This is a genomic window from Neisseria viridiae (assembly GCF_962747995.1).
Lineage (GTDB): Bacteria > Pseudomonadota > Gammaproteobacteria > Burkholderiales > Neisseriaceae > Neisseria > Neisseria viridiae.
Window position 1 is genome coordinate 1 of record NZ_CAUJAJ010000009.1, and the last position, 16,155, is coordinate 16,155.

Genomic DNA, 16,155 nt, shown 5'->3' on the forward strand with positions numbered 1-16,155 from the left:
AAATAACCAATAAAAACAATAAGATAACAAATTTACAATTTATTTTGTTTGAATAATAAATAAACATCTTTCCCGCAAATCCTGAAAACAAGGCGGTATCCGGATGGGTTTCAATCCCGCAACGGCGAGGAAAATATTTTGTATCCGATAGGGCGGTTTGCCGCCCGAACTTAGGAATAACCGCCTTGCAACAGCCGGAATCGTACCGATTGTTCAAACACCGCCGGAACAAACGGCTGGGTTTCAAAATAGTGCCGCGAAACAGGCTGGGGCGGATAAAGTTGTTTTAGTCCGAAAAATTAACAGACCATATTTTAATATAGTGTTGATAGATATAATTATCTTCAATGTATTCAATATGATAACTTTCTTCCCAACCGAAAAATAATTGTCTTTTCCCTTGCAGATAATTGAAATCGACAGATTACTAAAACACAACCAGTTAAAATAGCTTCAAATGATGGCAAAATGCGTATCCGGCATTTCAGACCGGCAAATCCGCACCATCTGAAAACACAGCCGGAGCCCGATGCCGTCTGAAACCCGAATTGTCGGGCTTCAGACGGCATGGGTCGGGTTTTGGGTTTCAACCGTCGCGCGCAACTAAATAGGTATCCAGGCTACGGCTTGCCGGTACCGATTTTGTGATAGCGCAAAAACAATTGAAAAAACAGTTAAAATTAAGACATTTTCCAATGCCTGCAAAAATTCCGTATCAAAAAATAACCACTGCACACAAGCTGATATAAATAATGATTTCAAAGCAATAAAAATGAGAAATCCAACCTTATCCAAATTTTCGTTATCGTCCCAAAATATGTTTGTCAACGGACACCATAAATACTTTGTCATTAACTTAGACATCCCAAAAATTGGAACATATAAGGTAAGCGTAATGAACCATACAAAAATATTAGCGTATCTTCCAGTCATTGAGATTTCAGGAAAATACATTCCAATATATTTGGCCTGACTCAAATAAAGCCGATTTGTACCAAAAGGGTCGTAGAATAAAATCGGCATAGGAAAAGATACCAAAATAATCAAATAAGTAAGTGTATAAAAAGACACTTCGCCAATAAATTTTTTTACTTCATACCTCCTCTTGGCTTTTATATCATTAGGATAAAACGACGTATCTTGAACAGGTATCCGATCAGAATTTCCAGATACCCATTCTTGACATTTATATCTGGATTTTTTCCATAAACCGGTAAATATACCTACAATAATAGCTGTAACAATACCGCAAACAATATTTAATACTATTGATTTCCAATCATTTGAATCAAGTATTTTACTTCCTTAAATTTTGATAAATCAAAACGTAACAGTTCAATACTTGTGCATTCTCAATGCGCCTCTTCCCAATTCTCCCCTACGCCAACCTCAGCCACCAGCGGTACATCCAATAATCCGCCGTCCACTTTCGCCATAATCTGCGGCAGTTTTTCTTTGACAAAATCCAGTTCGGTTTCACCGACTTCCAGCACCAGTTCGTCATGCACCTGCATGACCAGTTTGCTGCCGATGCCGTCTGAAAGCCAGTTTCGCACGTCTATCATGGCGCGTTTGATGAGGTCGGAGGCGGTGCCTTGCATGGGGGCGTTGATGGCGGCGCGTTCGGCTCCGGCGCGGGCGTTGGCGTTTTTGTTGCGGATGTCGGGCAGGTAGAGGCGGCGGCCGAACAGGGTTTCGACGAAGCCTTGGGCGGCGGCTTGTTCTTTGGTGCACTGCATGTATTCGACGACGCCGGGGTAGCGGGCGAAGTAGCGGTCGATAAAGTTTTTGGCGGAGATGTTGTCTATGCCCAGCGATTTGGCAAGGCCGTATTGCCCCATGCCGTAAATCAGGCCGAAGTTGATGGTTTTGGCGTAGCGGCGTTGTTCGGGCGAGACGTTCTCGGGGTCGATGCCGAATACTTCGGCGGCGGTGCGGCGGTGGACGTCTTCGCCGTTTTGGAACGCGGCGATGAGGGTTTTGTCGCCGGAAAGATGAGCCATGATGCGCAGCTCGATTTGGGAATAGTCGGCGGAAACGATGACGCTGCCTTGCGGTGCGGTGAAGGCGCGGCGCACGCGGCGGCCTTCGGCGGTGCGGATGGGGATGTTTTGCAGGTTGGGGTTGTTGCTGGCGAGGCGGCCGGTGATGGCGACGGCTTGGGCATAGGTGGTATGCACGCGGCCGTCTTTGGGCGAAATCATTTCGGGCAGTTTGTCGGTGTAGGTGGATTTGAGCTTCGCCAGGCTGCGGTTTTGCAGGATGATTTTGGGCAGGGGGTAGTCGGGCGCGAGCTGTTCGAGCACGGCTTCGTTGGTAGAAATGCCGCCTTTGGCGGTTTTTTTCAGGCCTTTGGTGGGGATGCCCATTTTGTCGAACAGGATTTCTTGTAGCTGTTTGGGCGAGTTGAGGTTGAACGGCTGGCCTGCGACTGCGTAGGCTTCTTGTTCGAGTTTCATCAGCTCGGTGCCGAGTTCCGCGCTTTGGCGGGCGAGTTCGGCGCGGTCGATTTGCACGCCGTTGCGTTCCATTTCAAACAATACCTGCGCGACGGGCAACTCCATTTTTTCATACATTTCAAGCTGTTTGGCGTCCATTTGCGCGCGCAGGTGCGCTTCGAGGCGCAGGGCGAAATCGGCGTCTTGGGCGGCGTATTCGGTCGCCTGCCCGATGGCGACGTCGGCAAAACCGATTTGTTTCGCGCCTTTGCCGCACAGCGATTCGTAGGTAATGGTTTCCAAGCCCAGCCAGCGTTCGGACAATTCGTCCAAGCCGTGTCCGAGATGGCTCTCGATGATATAGGAAGCGAGCATGGCGTCGCCGGCAATGCCGTTCAGGGCGATGCCGTAGTTGGCGAAAACGTGTTGGTCGTATTTGAGGTTTTGCCCGATTTTTTTCAGGGCGGGATTTTCCAAATGCGGTTTCAGACGATCTAATACGTCTTGCAAATCAAGCTGTTCGGGCGCGGCGGTCAGGCTGTGTCCTACGGGAATGTAAACCGCTTCGCCTGCTTGGAACGCGATGCTGATGCCGACCAGCGCGGCGTTCATCGCGTCTAGGGACGTGGTTTCCGTATCGATGCCGATTTTGTCCACTTGCGACAGTTTGTCTAACAAAGCGGCAAACTGCGCTTCGGTGGTAACGGCTTGATAATCCAGCTTTTCGGGCGCAACGGCTTTTTCAGGTAGCCTTTCAGACGGCATCTCCGCATTCAAAGCCGCCTGCTCGCCGATGCTGTCGCTGCCGAACAAATCATCGGTCGATCCGGTATTCATGTTTGATTCCGCTTCTTTCAGCCAGGTGCGGAAGCCCCAGCGTTTGAAATCGACAACCAGTTGCGCCCATTTCGGCGCGGTACGGCGCAGGCTTTCGATGCCGTCTGAAAGTTCGGTGTGCAAGTCCACATCGGTTTTAATCGTCACCAAATCATACGACAGCGGCAGGCGCGGCAGGGCGGCACGCAGATTCTCGCCCACTTTGCCCTTGATTTCCGCCGCGTGTTCCATCACGCCCGCCAGCGAGCCGTAGGCTTCCAGCCATTTCACCGCCGTTTTCGGGCCGCATTTTTCCACGCCTGGAACGTTGTCCACCTTGTCGCCCATCAGCGCGAGATAATCGCGGATTTGGTCGGGACGCACGCCGAATTTTTCTTTTACACCCTCAATGTCCAGCGTTTCGCCGCTCATCGTGTTCACCAGCGTTACGCGTTCGTTCACCAACTGCGCCATGTCCTTATCGCCGGTGGACACCACCACATTCCAACCTGCTTCGCCTGCCATTGCCGCCAGCGTGCCAATCACGTCATCCGCTTCGACTTGCGGAATCACCAGCACCGGCCAGCCCATCAACCGCACCAAATCCGGCAAGGCTTCCGCCTGCGGGCGCAAATCGTCCGGCATCGGCGGACGCGTCGCCTTGTAGTCGGAGAACATCTCGTGGCGGAAATTCTTGCCCTTCGCATCAAACACCACCGCGCAATAATCATGCACATAATCCGCCCGCAACCGGCGCAGCATGTTCAACACACCATACATCGCGCCCGTCGGCGCACCATCGGGCGCGGTCAACTGTGCCATCGCGTGATACGCGCGGTAAAGATAAGAAGAGCCGTCAACAAGGAGAAGGGTGTGAATGGTTGCCATGATAGTATCTGCTGATGAGAAAATAAAAATGACCTAATTATAAGGGATAATCAAAATGCCGTCTGAAAGCCCATTTCAGACGGCATTTGAATCTAGCCTGCCTTATCTGCCCAAATATTTTGCCCAATTGAGATACAGCCGGGCAATATTTTCTTCATAGCTGTGGGCAGAAGGAATATAACCGTCTTTAGGCGGCATATATCTGACAAATGATTCTATTTCTTCCGGATAATCGAAATCTGCATAAATTTTTTCAACTTCCCCCAAAGGGTCGTCAAATTCTTCTTTTCTATGGAATACATCGCTTAAGAGGACGTACAGCCAATTTTTAGGGGAATAATCCCTCATTTCCGAAGCCAAATCTTCCAGAACAGGCTTTAATTCAAGAATATTGGATTTGTTGATTAAAGATAGCTTGAACACGCGTTCATCATGATCTGAAAGCGTCATTTTCCGGGCATAAGCTACTACATCAGCCCAACCCAAGTATTTATTCTCATATCCCCACAGAATATTCTTCCAAGAAAGGCGGACTTTTTGCGCGGTTAAATCAAGGTTCATTTTGCTTACTTTGTTCTCACGCATCGGTTTGCCTGCCCCGTCATTCCGCCCCTTCCGATTATGCCTGTTACGAAAAGTCTTCCAAATGACGGCTGATTGCCTCTTCAACAGTCGGATGCCAATCCATAAATGAAGCCTGCAATTCCTCTAAAACCAACTCATTGAATAAATCATCCAAATTCCTCCAATCCATTTTTTCATCCAGATAGATGAAATTTGCCATAACGACAGTATGTTTGTTTTGGGAATAATCCGATAAGGCGCAAATCATCAGATACCGCCCCGAATGCTCCAGATAAAAAATTCTTTTTTCCAAGGGAAACCAATTATTCCGTTGCCCGTTTTCCATTTTTCATCCTTTTTAACGTATCGGCTTCCGCGTCCTTCAAATTGGATTACCTGCCTTCCTCCAAGCCAACGCCCGCGCCCTTTTTATCATTTGAATAAGGGACTTTCAAAGGGCGGCAGGCGGAAAAAGGAAATGAAAATGCCGTCTGAACGGCAAAACGTGCTTTCAGACGGCATTTTGAGCGGGACGCATCATCGCGCCAAAGCCTTCAAACATTCTTTGACCAATGCCGGACCTTTGTATATCAATCCGCTGTACACCTGGACGGCAGTTGCACCGAGGCGGATTTTCTCTGCCGCATCCTTGCCGTTCATGATGCCGCCTACACCGATAATCGGCAGCTTGCCGTCGATATGGTCTGCCAACAGCTTCAACACCCGATTACTTTTTTCATGAACGGGCAGCCCGCTCAAACCGCCCTGCTCGCCTGCGAGCGGATGGCTGCCTAGGCTTGATTTGTCGATGGTGGTGTTGGTAGCGATGATGCCGTCCATTTCAACGGATTTGACAACGTGGGCGATGTCTTCGATTTGTGCTTCATCCAAATCGGGGGCGATTTTGACGGCGAGCGGAACGTATTTCCCGTATACAGAGGCAAGCTGTGCCTGTTTGTTTTTCAAAGCCTCAAGCAATGCGCTCAACTCGTCGCCACCTTGCAGCGCGCGGAGGTTTTTGGTGTTGGGCGAGGAAATATTGACGGTAATGTAACTTGCGTGTGCGTAGGCTTTTTCGAGGCAGATTAAATAATCATCGGCAGCATTTTCGATAGGTGTTACGGCGTTTTTGCCGATGTTGATGCCCAATACGCCACTGAATTTACTTTTTTCGATGTTGCGTATCATGGTGTCGATACCGTGGTTGTTGAAACCCATGCGGTTAATGATGCCTTGGTGTTCGGGAACTCGGAAGAGGCGCGGCTGCGGGTTGCCGGGCTGCGGTTTGGGCGTTACCGTGCCGATTTCGATGAAACCGAAGCCGAGCGCGGCCAAAGCATCTATGTATCCGCCGTTTTTGTCGAGACCTGCGGCAAGTCCGACAGGGTTGGGCAAATCCATGCCCATCAGTTTTACAGGTTTGGTACGGTTGTCGGTTACGGGAATCAGACCCAATTTATAAACCATGTTGAGCGCGTCGAGCGTGAAGTGGTGGGCTTTCTCGGCATCGAGTGCAAACAGGATGCGGCGGGCAAGTGGATACATGACAGGGCTTTCTGCTTCAGATGGAAATGCCGTCATTTTAACCGAAATCCCGCCAAACATACGGCACACAGGTCAAACTTGAACGACAAAACCCGCCGCACCCAAAAATGTACAAATCCGCAAATATTGATATAATAGGCATTAGATAGAAAACTCTATTAAAAGTCGGTACAATACCACCGATTTATTTCCCTTAAACAACCTGCCGCAAGGCATAAAGGAACGACTGATATGTCAAACATCGAACAACAAGTTAAAAAAATTGTTGCTGAACAACTGGGCGTAAACGAAGCCGACGTGAAAAACGAATCTTCCTTCCAAGACGACTTGGGCGCGGATTCTTTGGACACCGTGGAGCTGGTTATGGCTTTGGAAGAAGCCTTCGGCTGCGAAATCCCCGACGAAGATGCCGAAAAAATCACCACCGTCCAACTGGCTATCGACTACATCAATGCCCACAACGGCTAATCGGTCGTCGCCCGACACAACAGCCTCTGCTGCACCGCGCAATAGAGGCTTTTCCCTTATATGGCAAACTGTTTGAACCCCTGCCGCAAATTTCAGACGGCATCTGCACGACAGCCGCATATGCCCCCATTCCGACAACCAACAGCGAGGTTATCATGAGTCAGAGAAGAGTAGTCATTACAGGCTTAGGTCAGGTTTCCCCTGTCGGCAACACTGTCGCAGAGGCTTGGGACAACCTGCTCGCCGGCAAAAGCGGCATCGGCGCGATTACCCGCTTTGACGCATCCGACATCAACAGCCGTGTCGCCGGCGAAGTCCACGGTTTCGACATCGGACAATACATCAGCGCGAAAGAAGCGCGCCGGATGGACGTGTTCATCCACTACGGCATCGCCGCCGCGCTTCAGGCAATCGCCGATTCGGGTTTGGACGATGTGGAAAACCTCGATAAAGACCGCGTCGGCGTGAACATCGGTTCCGGCATCGGCGGACTGCCCAGCATCGAAGCCACCGGCAAAGCCGTAATCGAAGGCGGCGCGCGCAAAATCAACCCTTTCTTCATCCCCGGTTCGCTGATTAACCTGATTTCCGGACACGTTACCATCCTCAAAGGCTACCGCGGTCCCAGCTACGGGATGGTTTCCGCCTGTACCACCGGCGCGCACGCCATCGGCGATTCCTCCCGACTGATCAAATACGGCGACGCTGACGTGATGATTGCAGGCGGCGCGGAAGGCGCAATCAGCACTTTGGGTGTGGGCGGTTTTGCTGCGATGAAAGCCCTCTCCACCCGCAACGACGACCCCGCCGCCGCTTCCCGTCCGTGGGACAAAGGCCGCGACGGCTTCGTCATCGGCGAAGGCGCGGGCGTATTGGTGTTGGAAGAATTGGAACACGCCAAAAAACGCGGCGCGAAAATCTACGCCGAAATCGTCGGCTTCGGGATGAGTTCCGATGCCTACCACATTACCGCGCCGAACGAAGAAGGCCCTGCGCTCGCCGTTACCCGCGCACTGAAAGATGCCGGACTGAATCCCGAAGACGTGGATTACGTCAACGCACACGGCACGTCCACCCCCTTGGGCGATGCCAACGAGACCAAAGCCCTCAAACGCGCTTTGGGAGAACACGCCTACAAAACCATCGTCAGCTCGACCAAATCCATGACCGGCCACCTGCTCGGTGCGGCGGGCGGCGTGGAGGCGGTGTACAGCATTTTGGCAATACATGACGGCAAAGTTCCACCGACCATCAACCTTGTCGAACAAGACATCGAAGCCGGTTGCGATTTGGATTACTGCGCCAACGAAGCACGCGACGCGGAAATCGACGTTGCCATTTCCAACTCCTTCGGCTTCGGCGGCACCAACGGCACGCTGGTGTTCAAACGCTTCAAAGGCTGATTCCGCAAAGCCGCCGCCGACATCGAAATGCCGTCTGAAACCGTTTCAGACGGCATTTTCAAAACACCCCTCCCGTTACCGGCACTTCGCGGCACACAAGGCAGCCTTATAATACGCAGGCAAACCCAAGCCCTGCCGGATTGCGGGACGAAACCCTGCCGTAGCAGACCGTATTTCCAATCATATATTCAAGGTGTCCGCCTTATGTTTCAACACACAGGACGACACATAAAGCACCGCCCTATGTGTCGTCCTGATTTGGAAGGGGTTACGCCCCCTCCCAAACAGAGTCTGATTCTACCGCCCCAAAGGGCGGGGTTCAACCGAAAAGGAAACACGATGAAAATCGTTTTTATCACCACAGTCGCATCCAGCATTTACGGTTTCCGCGCCCCCGTCATTAAAAAATTAATCGGCAAAAACCATCAGGTGTATGCCTTTGTATCGGAGTTTTCCGATAACGATTTGGATATTATCAGGGAAATGGGGGTTACACCCGTTACCTACCGGTCAAACCGCAGCGGGCTGAACCCGTTTTCCGATATAAAATCCACCTTCCTCATATTTAAAGAACTCAAAAAAATATCGCCGGATTTGGTTTTCCCTTATTTCGCAAAACCCGTGATTTTCGGCACTTTTGCCGCAAAACTGGCAGGCGTGCCCAGAATCGTCGGGATGCTGGAAGGTTTGGGATTCGCATTTACCCCGCAGCCGGAAGGCATACCGTTAAAAACAAAAATCATAAAGGGGATTTTGATTGCCTTGTACCGCATTGCCCTGCCGATGTTGGAAAGCCTGATTGTATTAAACTCCGACGACAAAGACGAACTGACGGACAAATACGGCATCAAAATAAAAAACATCCATATTTTGGGCGGAATCGGTCTGGATTTGCGGCAATATCCTTATTCCGAGGCGGATATTCCCGATGAAAAAGAACCCATAAAATTCCTCTTTATCGGCAGATTTCTGAAAGAAAAAGGGATTAATGATTTTATTCGGGCGGCGGAACGGGTTAAGGGCAAATACCCCGATACGGTTTTTACCGCTTTGGGCGCAATCGACAAATCACGCGGGGGGGGGGGCGATTTGGAACGGCTTGCCGCCCGCGATATTATCCGTTTCCCCGGTTTTGTGAACAATGTTTCCGAAGTGATAAAAGAACATCATATATTCGTATTGCCGTCTTATAGGGAAGGCGTTCCCCGAAGCACTCAGGAGGCAATGGCCGTCGGCAGGGCGGTGATTACGACGGATGTCCCCGGATGCAGGGAAACGGTTGCCGACAAGGTCAACGGCTTCCTGATCGAACCTTGGAATCCCCGCATCTTGGCCGAAAAAATGATTTATTTTATCGAAAACAGGGAAGCCGTCCGCCTGATGGGGAATGCAAGTTATGCGATTGCCAAAGATAAATTCGATGCCGAAAAAGTCGATTTGAAATTGCTCGATATTTTGAAGGCGTAAACAAGGCTGCCGGCTTTTGAGTTTCGGTCATTTCTGATAAACCCCCGCCATTCCCGCGAAACCCCCGTCATTCCCGCGAAAGCGGGAATCCAGGTTCGTTGAGTTTCGGTCATTTCCGATAAATTCTTGCAACTTTGCGTTTCTAGATTCCCACTTTCGTGGGAATGACGGCGGAGGGGTTGCTGTTTTCCCGACAAATTCCCGCCATCTAAAATCTCGTTATCCATACAAGAACCGAAAGTCTTGCCATTCTCACAAAAACAGAAATTCAAAAACAGAAATCCCAAACCCTCGTCATTCCCGCGAAAGCGGGAATCTAGCCCGTTGAGTTTCGGTCATTTCCGATAAATTCTTGCAACTTTGCGTTTCTAGATTCCCGCTTTCGCGGGAATGACGGCGGCGGGGTTGCTGTTTTCCCGACAAATTCCCGCCATCTAAAATCTCGTTATCCATACAAGAACCGAAAATCTTGCCATTCTCACAAAAACAGAAACCAAAAATCCCGTCATTCCCGCGCAGGCGGGAATCTAGCCCGCTGAGTTTCAGCCGTCTCCGACAAATTGCCGCAACGTTAAGTTTCCGGATTCCCGCTTTCGCGGGAATAACGGGATATTTTTGCATTTGGCAAAAATGCCGCCTGAAATTTTTTCAGCGGTCGTAAGGTGTTGTGCAGGGGAGGATGTAGCAACTGTATTTTTCACCCCGTCGGGCAAAAATACAGTTGCTACGGCACTGAACCGGAACATCCCACAACCGTCCATATCCACCGTCTGACCGGCCAGGCAGGTCATCCACAAAGGCTTGACGGTCGGGCCGGCACCGTGGACACCGTCGTCATCCCGACTGAAAACGCCACATCGCCTTTGGCAAGGAAGCCCATAATATTGGACGACACGCCGCCCGGACACGTCCCCACCAACACCAGCCCCAAAGTCAGCCCCGGCGAAAGGTCGAACAGCTTGGCAATACCGATGGCGAGCAGCGGCATCACGGTATATTGCGCCGCCGCACCGATAAACACATCCAAAGGACGCTGCGCCAAAATCCGGTAGTCCTCCCTGCCCAAAGTCATCCCCATACCCAGCATAATGATGCCCTGCACCAAAGCCTGAACATCGCCTTTGACCCATACAAACGAAACCGGTTCGATAAACGCAACCGCCGACGCAAGCAAAATGACCAAAGCCGTAAACCGCGTCAGGTTGCGGCTCAAACCAATCAGAAAACCCATCACACACGCCTCCCGAAACGGCGCACCTTGCGCCGGGCATCATTGCCGCCCGTGCAAAACCGGCCGGCGGCTCGCACCGTCCCCGCCCGACCTGTTGTACTAACCGGAATTAACAAATACGGCACAAATATTAACCCGAACCGCAAACGCCCATCAGGCCCTTTCAGACGGCATCGGCAGGCATACCGTTGGCTATATCCAAAGAATCAGGAATTATTTAGCCCGAATCATCCGGTTTGTTAAAATTCGCAAACTTAACCGACTCAAAATACACATTATGACGCACACCGCATCGAAAACACCCAAGCTCTGGACGGTCATTGCCGCCGCCGCATTTATCCTGCTGATTACCATCGGGATGAGGATGACGCTCGGACTGTTCGTCCAACCCGTCGTCAACACCACCGAATTGAGCATTGCCCAATTCAGCCTCATCATCGCCGTTTTCCAACTGATGTGGGGCATATCGCAACCATTGTCCGGCGCGCTTGCCGACCGTTTCGGCACGTTCAGGGTATTAAGCGGCGGTGCCGTCCTGCTCGTCTGCGCCTGCCTGATTGCCCCCAACATCCCGACTTATTGGGGGCTGATGATTGCCGTCGGGCTGCTGCTCGCATTCGGCACAGGCTCAGGCGGTTTCTCCATCATTATGGGGCAGGTTGCCGCCCAAGCCCCCGCACACAAACGCGGCTTGGCATCCGGACTGGTCAACGCAGGCGGTTCGGCAGGACAATTCCTGTTCGCACCGCTGGTTCAAGGACTCGTCGTCCTGCCCGAAGTCGGCTGGACGGGCACATTTTACGTTTGGGGCGCAATCGCTCTGCTGATCCTGCCCGTCTCATGGTGGCTTGCCGGTGGCAACAACGCCGCCCACACCCAACACACCCAAGCCACACACGGACAAGGGCTCGGAGAAGCAGTCAAAACAGCCTTCAAAACCCCAAGCTACATCCTGCTGCACCTGAGCTTTTTCGCCTGCGGCTTCCACATCGCCTTTCTCGTAACCCACCTACCCACGGAAGTCTCCCTGTGCGGACTGCCCGCCACCGTCGCCTCAACATCCATTGCCATCATCGGACTGGCAAACATCGCCGGTTGCGTGTTCTCAGGCTGGTGCACCGGACGCTTCAAAGGAAAACACGTCCTGTTCGGACTCTACGCCTCACGCGTCGCCATGGTGCTGATTTACATCTTCTCACCCAAAACCGACCTCAACTTCTACATTTTCGCCGCCGCACTCGGATTCACATGGCTCGCCACCGTCACGCCAACCGCCTCCATTACCGGCAAACTCTTCGGCACACGCTACCTCGCCACCCTGTTCGGACTGACGATGCTCAGCCACCAAATCGGCGGATTCCTCGGCTCATACATCGGCGGCATCGTGATTACACAATTCGGCGACTACGGCTGGATGTGGTATGCCGACGCACTGCTGGCCGGAACTGCCGCCCTCCTCAACCTCCCCATCCGCGAACCTGAAACCGCCTGACAAAAATGCCGTCTGAAAACTTTCAGACGGCATTTTCAAAAACATCCGACATATCTGCCGACATTTCAACCTACAAAACGGCAAGAAGGAAGCCATAAAATCCGCAAGCATCCTCCTGCCCATTGATACGACAGTAAGCAACATCAGAACAGCACGCAACAACTGTCCGAATCCGTATCGAAAATACCATCCAATGATACAAAACCGGATTAAAACGGCAATATCCGGACGAAACAGACCCAAAACAGACAAACCCATCAAATCGGGCAGACGAAAAAATACCGACCCTAAGGTCGGTATTTTCAATACTTGGCGCGGCGGACGGGGCTCGAACCCGCGACCCCCGGCGTGACAGGCCGGTACTCTAACCAACTGAGCTACCACCGCGCATCCACTGTTTAACAACAATGAAAGGAAACTTGGTGGGTGATGACGGAGTCGAACCGCCGACATTCTGCTTGTAAGGCAGACGCTCTACCAACTGAGCTAATCACCCGTGTATAAAAAATACCGACAGAGTCAGTATTGTGAAACTTGGCGCGGCGGACGGGGCTCGAACCCGCGACCCCCGGCGTGACAGGCCGGTACTCTAACCAACTGAGCTACCACCGCGCATCCACTGTTTAACAACAATGAAAGGAAACTTGGTGGGTGATGACGGAGTCGAACCGCCGACATTCTGCTTGTAAGGCAGACGCTCTACCAACTGAGCTAATCACCCCTGCGATTTGCGAAAACGCTATTAGACCAAATAATCGGCCTTCATGCAAGCATTATTTGACCGCCCCATTCAATCGCCTTGCAAACTCCAGTTTTCAAACGAAATAATTTCATCCTTTTTGCCGACGACGACCAATATGTCTCCGCCTTCCAAAACAAAGGAAGGAACGGGATTTTCAATCCTCGCGGTACGGCGGCGGACGAACAGCAGTTTGATGCTGTGCCTGTCCAAAGGCAGTGCGCCGATTGTTTTTCCGACGGCATAAGCCTCTTGCACCAAAGAAAAAGCATGGCGGCAAACCGTTTTTCCGTTTTCACCGAATCCCGCTTCGTCGTCGCTGCCGACAAACAGCCCCTCCAACGCGGCATAACGGCTGTGGCGGATATTTGCCATCGTCTGATAGACGTGCCGGTACGACGCGCCGTTGCCTAACATCGCATAGCCTGCCAGCACGAGTCCGGTTTCTTTGGTGTCCGACACGGCTTCTTCCGCCCCCATATCGGTAAACGTTTTCACATAATCGTCGTTGGTGGCGCGCACATATATGGGCATATTGGGATACATGGACAGCACATTGTCTAAAACGTGTTGCGTTTCGTGCATATTGTTGAGCGTAACCACCACCATTTTCGCGCGCCCCAAGCCGGCGGCTTCCAATACTTCCCTGCGTTTCGCATCGCCGAACGACACTGGCTCGCCAGCACTTCTCGCTACTTGTACACGCGCAATATCCAAATCAAGTGCGAAATACGGGATACCCTCTTGGGCAAGCACGCGTCCGACCGTCTGCCCACCCCTGCCGAAGCCGACAATCAGCACATGGTCTGACTTGCTCATGGTTTCCACCAACATGCTGTGCAAGTCAAGCGACTTCATGTCCCAGCTTGACTTGGCCAAACGCCCTACTAGCGCATCGCTGCTGCCCAACACAAAGGGGGCGATAATCATAGACAGCAGCACTGCTGCCGTCGCCGCCTGCTCCAACTCAAGGGAAACCATATTGATTTGGCTGGATATTGCCAGCATAACAAAGCCAAACTCACCCCCCTGTGCCAAGTACAGGGCAGTTTTCAAACTGTCGGCAACCGAATGCCTCATTTTGAATGCAATGGCAAATACAACCAACGCCTTCAAAATCAGCAAAATGGCCAACAGCATCAATACCTGACGCCAGCCGCCGATCAAGGCCTGCACATCCAGCTTCATACCGACCGTAATAAAAAAGAAACCGAGCAAGATATCGCGGAACGGACGGATGTCGTCTTCCACCTGGAAACGGTATTCCGTTTCCGAAAGCAGCATGCCGGCAACGAATGCACCCAACGCCATAGACAAACCTTCCAGCTCAGTCAGATAAGCCACACCCAAGGTTACCAGCAGGACATTTATCATAAACAGTTCAGACGACTTGCGTTTTGCCACCATCCTGAACCAGCGCGACATGACTTTGCTGCCTACGACGAATAATACGCCCAGCGTAATCAGCATTTTCAATCCGGCAAGGCCGAGTGCCACCCACAGGCTGCCTTCCCCGCCATTCCCCGACAACGCAGGAATCAGAATCATCAGCGGAACAACTGCAATATCCTGCATCAACAACACGCCCATTACCATCTGTCCGTGCGTCTGCCCCAATTCCGTCTTTTCCGACAAAATCCGGCTCACAATCGCCGTAGACGACATCGCCAACGCACCTGACACGGCAAACGCCCAATTGAACGGCACACCCGTCAACATAAGGATGCCTATCACCGACAGCATCGTAATACCGACCTGCAAACCGCCCAGCCCGAACACCAGCCGCCTCATTGCCCTCAGTTTGGGCAGCGAAAACTCCAAACCGATGCTGAACATCAGAAACACAATCCCGATTTCGCCCAAATAATCCGTCGCATGGCTTTTCGGAATCAGGCTGAGCATACCGGGCCCCGCCAAAAAGCCCACCAGCAGGTAGCCCAGCATGGAGGGAATGTTGAACTTGCGGCACAGGATCACCGTAATGACCGACACCAGCAAAACAATCACAATAGGGGCAAGCGAAAATTCGTTCATAGACCGTCCGAACAGGAAAAACAGACAAAATGCCGTCTGAAACGGCACACGCCGCCGCATTATAACAAAACACTACACATCACATCGTCCGAAACAGTTGCGGCATACAATTCTGCTAAAATACGCCCTTTCGATTTTGAGCCGCACACCGACATGACCGCCACAGCCGCCGCCCTGGACCGCCTGCTTCCCCAAACCCAATGCCGCGAATGCGGCTACGACGGCTGCCTGCCCTACGCACAGGCAGTCGCAACAGGCGAAGCGTACAACCTCTGCGCTCCGGGCGGTGAGGCCGTCGTCCGCGACCTTGCCGCCCTGCTCGGCAAACCCCTTGTCGCACCCGCCAAAACCCAAGCCAAAGCACTCGCCCGGATAGACGAAACCGCCTGCATCGGCTGCACCGCCTGCATCCGCGCCTGCCCTGCCGATGCCATTATGGGCGCAGGCAAACTTATGCACACTGTCATCGCCGACGAATGCACCGGCTGCGGACTCTGCGTCGCCCCCTGCCCCGTCGACTGCATCCACATGCAGCCCGTTTCCGATACCTTCCTGCCGCGCGCACGCCGTTTCAGCCTGTCCGCCGACAGCCGTTTTGCCGCCGCCGAACACGCGCGCGCACGCTACCTCAAACGCAACGAACGCAAACAGCGCGAAGCCGACGAACGCAAAGCCATGCTTGCCGAACGCGAAGCCGCCGTCCGCAACGCGCGTCCGCAAACGCCCGACACACCGGAAAAACCGTCGTTCAACCCCGCCGACCTCATCGCCAAAGCCATGGCAAAAGCGCAAACCCAACAAGACCGCCTCGTTGCTGCCGACAACCGCCAAGGCTATCAGGCAAAACAGATAGCCGAAGCCCGCGAACGCGCCGAGTTGCGCCGCGCCCAACGCGATATGAAATACGGCAGCGACAGCGAAAAAGCCGCCGCCCTCGAATACCTCAAACAATACAAAGCCAAGCAGGAAACCGCACAAAACACCGCCTCCTGACCCTTCCCCGAAATGCCGTCTGAAAACCGTTTCAGACGGCATTTTATCAAGCTCTCCGTCCGCCGCACCCGTGCCGC

Annotated in this window: 13 protein-coding genes, 4 tRNA genes and 1 pseudogene; 5 read left to right on the forward strand and 13 right to left on the reverse strand. The window is 52.4% G+C overall.

Going from position 1 to position 16,155, the window contains the following annotated elements:
- The 6 genes from Q9J79_RS06400 to Q9J79_RS06425 all read right to left on the reverse strand — a co-directional run.
- Window positions 1-247 (reverse strand): hypothetical protein (locus Q9J79_RS06400; RefSeq protein WP_301911797.1); only part of this gene is annotated, 247 nt, incomplete at its 3' end.
- A gap of 356 nt (window positions 248-603) precedes the next feature.
- A complete protein-coding gene (locus tag Q9J79_RS06405; RefSeq protein WP_301668832.1) occupies window positions 604-1,023 on the reverse strand; it encodes a hypothetical protein in 420 nt (139 codons plus the stop codon).
- Between the two features lie 329 nt (window positions 1,024-1,352).
- Entirely contained in the window at window positions 1,353-4,142 is a 2,790-nt protein-coding gene (polA, locus tag Q9J79_RS06410; protein WP_301911796.1) for a DNA polymerase I, read from the reverse strand.
- Between the two features lie 102 nt (window positions 4,143-4,244).
- On the reverse strand, window positions 4,245-4,703 hold the full coding sequence (locus Q9J79_RS06415; protein WP_301673947.1) for a DUF2247 family protein: 459 nt from the start codon (window positions 4,701-4,703) through the stop codon (window positions 4,245-4,247).
- A gap of 67 nt (window positions 4,704-4,770) precedes the next feature.
- The gene (locus tag Q9J79_RS06420; RefSeq protein WP_301673896.1) at window positions 4,771-5,052 is read right to left on the reverse strand and encodes a hypothetical protein; all 282 of its coding nucleotides are present in this window, start codon (window positions 5,050-5,052) and stop codon (window positions 4,771-4,773) included.
- A 191-nt stretch (window positions 5,053-5,243) separates the two neighbouring features.
- Complete coding sequence (locus tag Q9J79_RS06425) at window positions 5,244-6,251, reverse strand: quinone-dependent dihydroorotate dehydrogenase (protein ID WP_301673895.1); 1,008 nt, start codon at window positions 6,249-6,251, stop codon at window positions 5,244-5,246.
- Window positions 6,252-6,482: 231 nt separating this feature from the next.
- On the opposite strand from Q9J79_RS06425, the gene acpP reads away from it, so the two are divergent.
- The 3 genes from acpP to Q9J79_RS06440 all read left to right on the forward strand — a co-directional run bounded on the left by acpP (window position 6,483) and on the right by Q9J79_RS06440 (window position 9,589).
- Complete coding sequence (gene acpP, locus Q9J79_RS06430) at window positions 6,483-6,719, forward strand: acyl carrier protein (RefSeq protein ID WP_002215574.1); 237 nt, start codon at window positions 6,483-6,485, stop codon at window positions 6,717-6,719.
- A 155-nt stretch (window positions 6,720-6,874) separates the two neighbouring features.
- Entirely contained in the window at window positions 6,875-8,122 is a 1,248-nt protein-coding gene (gene fabF / locus Q9J79_RS06435) for a beta-ketoacyl-ACP synthase II (RefSeq protein ID WP_301911795.1), read from the forward strand.
- A gap of 339 nt (window positions 8,123-8,461) precedes the next feature.
- Window positions 8,462-9,589: a glycosyltransferase family 4 protein gene (locus Q9J79_RS06440; RefSeq protein ID WP_301911794.1), complete on the forward strand. Its 1,128-nt coding sequence runs from the start codon at window positions 8,462-8,464 to the stop codon at window positions 9,587-9,589.
- A 294-nt stretch (window positions 9,590-9,883) separates the two neighbouring features.
- On the opposite strand, the gene Q9J79_RS06445 is transcribed toward Q9J79_RS06440, so the two are convergent.
- Both Q9J79_RS06445 and Q9J79_RS06450 read right to left on the reverse strand, forming a co-directional pair.
- Window positions 9,884-10,210 carry a hypothetical protein gene (locus tag Q9J79_RS06445; RefSeq protein ID WP_304717640.1) on the reverse strand — a complete coding sequence of 109 codons (327 nt, stop codon included), beginning with the start codon at window positions 10,208-10,210 and terminating at the stop codon, window positions 9,884-9,886.
- Between the two features lie 95 nt (window positions 10,211-10,305).
- Window positions 10,306-10,820 (reverse strand): annotated as a pseudogene (locus Q9J79_RS06450) (bile acid:sodium symporter family protein); the annotation flags it as partial.
- A 277-nt stretch (window positions 10,821-11,097) separates the two neighbouring features.
- On the opposite strand from Q9J79_RS06450, the gene Q9J79_RS06455 reads away from it, so the two are divergent.
- Window positions 11,098-12,312: an MFS transporter gene (locus Q9J79_RS06455; protein ID WP_301911792.1), complete on the forward strand. Its 1,215-nt coding sequence runs from the start codon at window positions 11,098-11,100 to the stop codon at window positions 12,310-12,312.
- Window positions 12,313-12,622: 310 nt separating this feature from the next.
- Here Q9J79_RS06455 and Q9J79_RS06460 read toward each other — a convergent pair.
- The 5 genes from Q9J79_RS06460 to Q9J79_RS06480 form a co-directional block, all read right to left on the reverse strand.
- Window positions 12,623-12,699, reverse strand: a tRNA-Asp gene (locus Q9J79_RS06460).
- A 33-nt stretch (window positions 12,700-12,732) separates the two neighbouring features.
- Window positions 12,733-12,808: transfer RNA gene (locus Q9J79_RS06465), tRNA-Val, on the reverse strand.
- Window positions 12,809-12,847: 39 nt separating this feature from the next.
- Window positions 12,848-12,924 (reverse strand) — tRNA-Asp (locus Q9J79_RS06470).
- Between the two features lie 33 nt (window positions 12,925-12,957).
- A tRNA-Val gene (locus Q9J79_RS06475) sits at window positions 12,958-13,033 on the reverse strand.
- A gap of 69 nt (window positions 13,034-13,102) precedes the next feature.
- Entirely contained in the window at window positions 13,103-15,085 is a 1,983-nt protein-coding gene (locus Q9J79_RS06480) for a monovalent cation:proton antiporter family protein (RefSeq protein ID WP_301911791.1), read from the reverse strand.
- Between the two features lie 153 nt (window positions 15,086-15,238).
- On the opposite strand from Q9J79_RS06480, the gene Q9J79_RS06485 reads away from it, so the two are divergent.
- A complete protein-coding gene (locus Q9J79_RS06485) occupies window positions 15,239-16,078 on the forward strand; it encodes an RnfABCDGE type electron transport complex subunit B (RefSeq protein ID WP_301911790.1) in 840 nt (279 codons plus the stop codon).
- Window positions 16,079-16,155: the final 77 nt, after the last annotated feature.

Bases quoted from the DNA above. Each gene is read 5' to 3' on its own strand.
- Q9J79_RS06405 (WP_301668832.1), bottom strand. From the start codon at position 1,023: ATGCCGATTTTATTCTACGACCCTTTTGGTACAAATCGGCTTTATTTG.
- polA (WP_301911796.1), bottom strand. From the start codon at position 4,142: ATGGCAACCATTCACACCCTTCTCCTTGTTGACGGCTCTTCTTATCTT.
- Q9J79_RS06415 (WP_301673947.1), bottom strand. From the start codon at position 4,703: ATGAACCTTGATTTAACCGCGCAAAAAGTCCGCCTTTCTTGGAAGAAT.
- Q9J79_RS06420 (WP_301673896.1), bottom strand. From the start codon at position 5,052: ATGGAAAACGGGCAACGGAATAATTGGTTTCCCTTGGAAAAAAGAATT.
- Q9J79_RS06425 (WP_301673895.1), bottom strand. From the start codon at position 6,251: ATGTATCCACTTGCCCGCCGCATCCTGTTTGCACTCGATGCCGAGAAA.
- acpP (WP_002215574.1), top strand. From the start codon at position 6,483: ATGTCAAACATCGAACAACAAGTTAAAAAAATTGTTGCTGAACAACTG.
- fabF (WP_301911795.1), top strand. From the start codon at position 6,875: ATGAGTCAGAGAAGAGTAGTCATTACAGGCTTAGGTCAGGTTTCCCCT.
- Q9J79_RS06440 (WP_301911794.1), top strand. From the start codon at position 8,462: ATGAAAATCGTTTTTATCACCACAGTCGCATCCAGCATTTACGGTTTC.
- Q9J79_RS06445 (WP_304717640.1), bottom strand. From the start codon at position 10,210: ATGCAAAAATATCCCGTTATTCCCGCGAAAGCGGGAATCCGGAAACTT.
- Q9J79_RS06455 (WP_301911792.1), top strand. From the start codon at position 11,098: ATGACGCACACCGCATCGAAAACACCCAAGCTCTGGACGGTCATTGCC.
- Q9J79_RS06480 (WP_301911791.1), bottom strand. From the start codon at position 15,085: ATGAACGAATTTTCGCTTGCCCCTATTGTGATTGTTTTGCTGGTGTCG.
- Q9J79_RS06485 (WP_301911790.1), top strand. From the start codon at position 15,239: ATGACCGCCACAGCCGCCGCCCTGGACCGCCTGCTTCCCCAAACCCAA.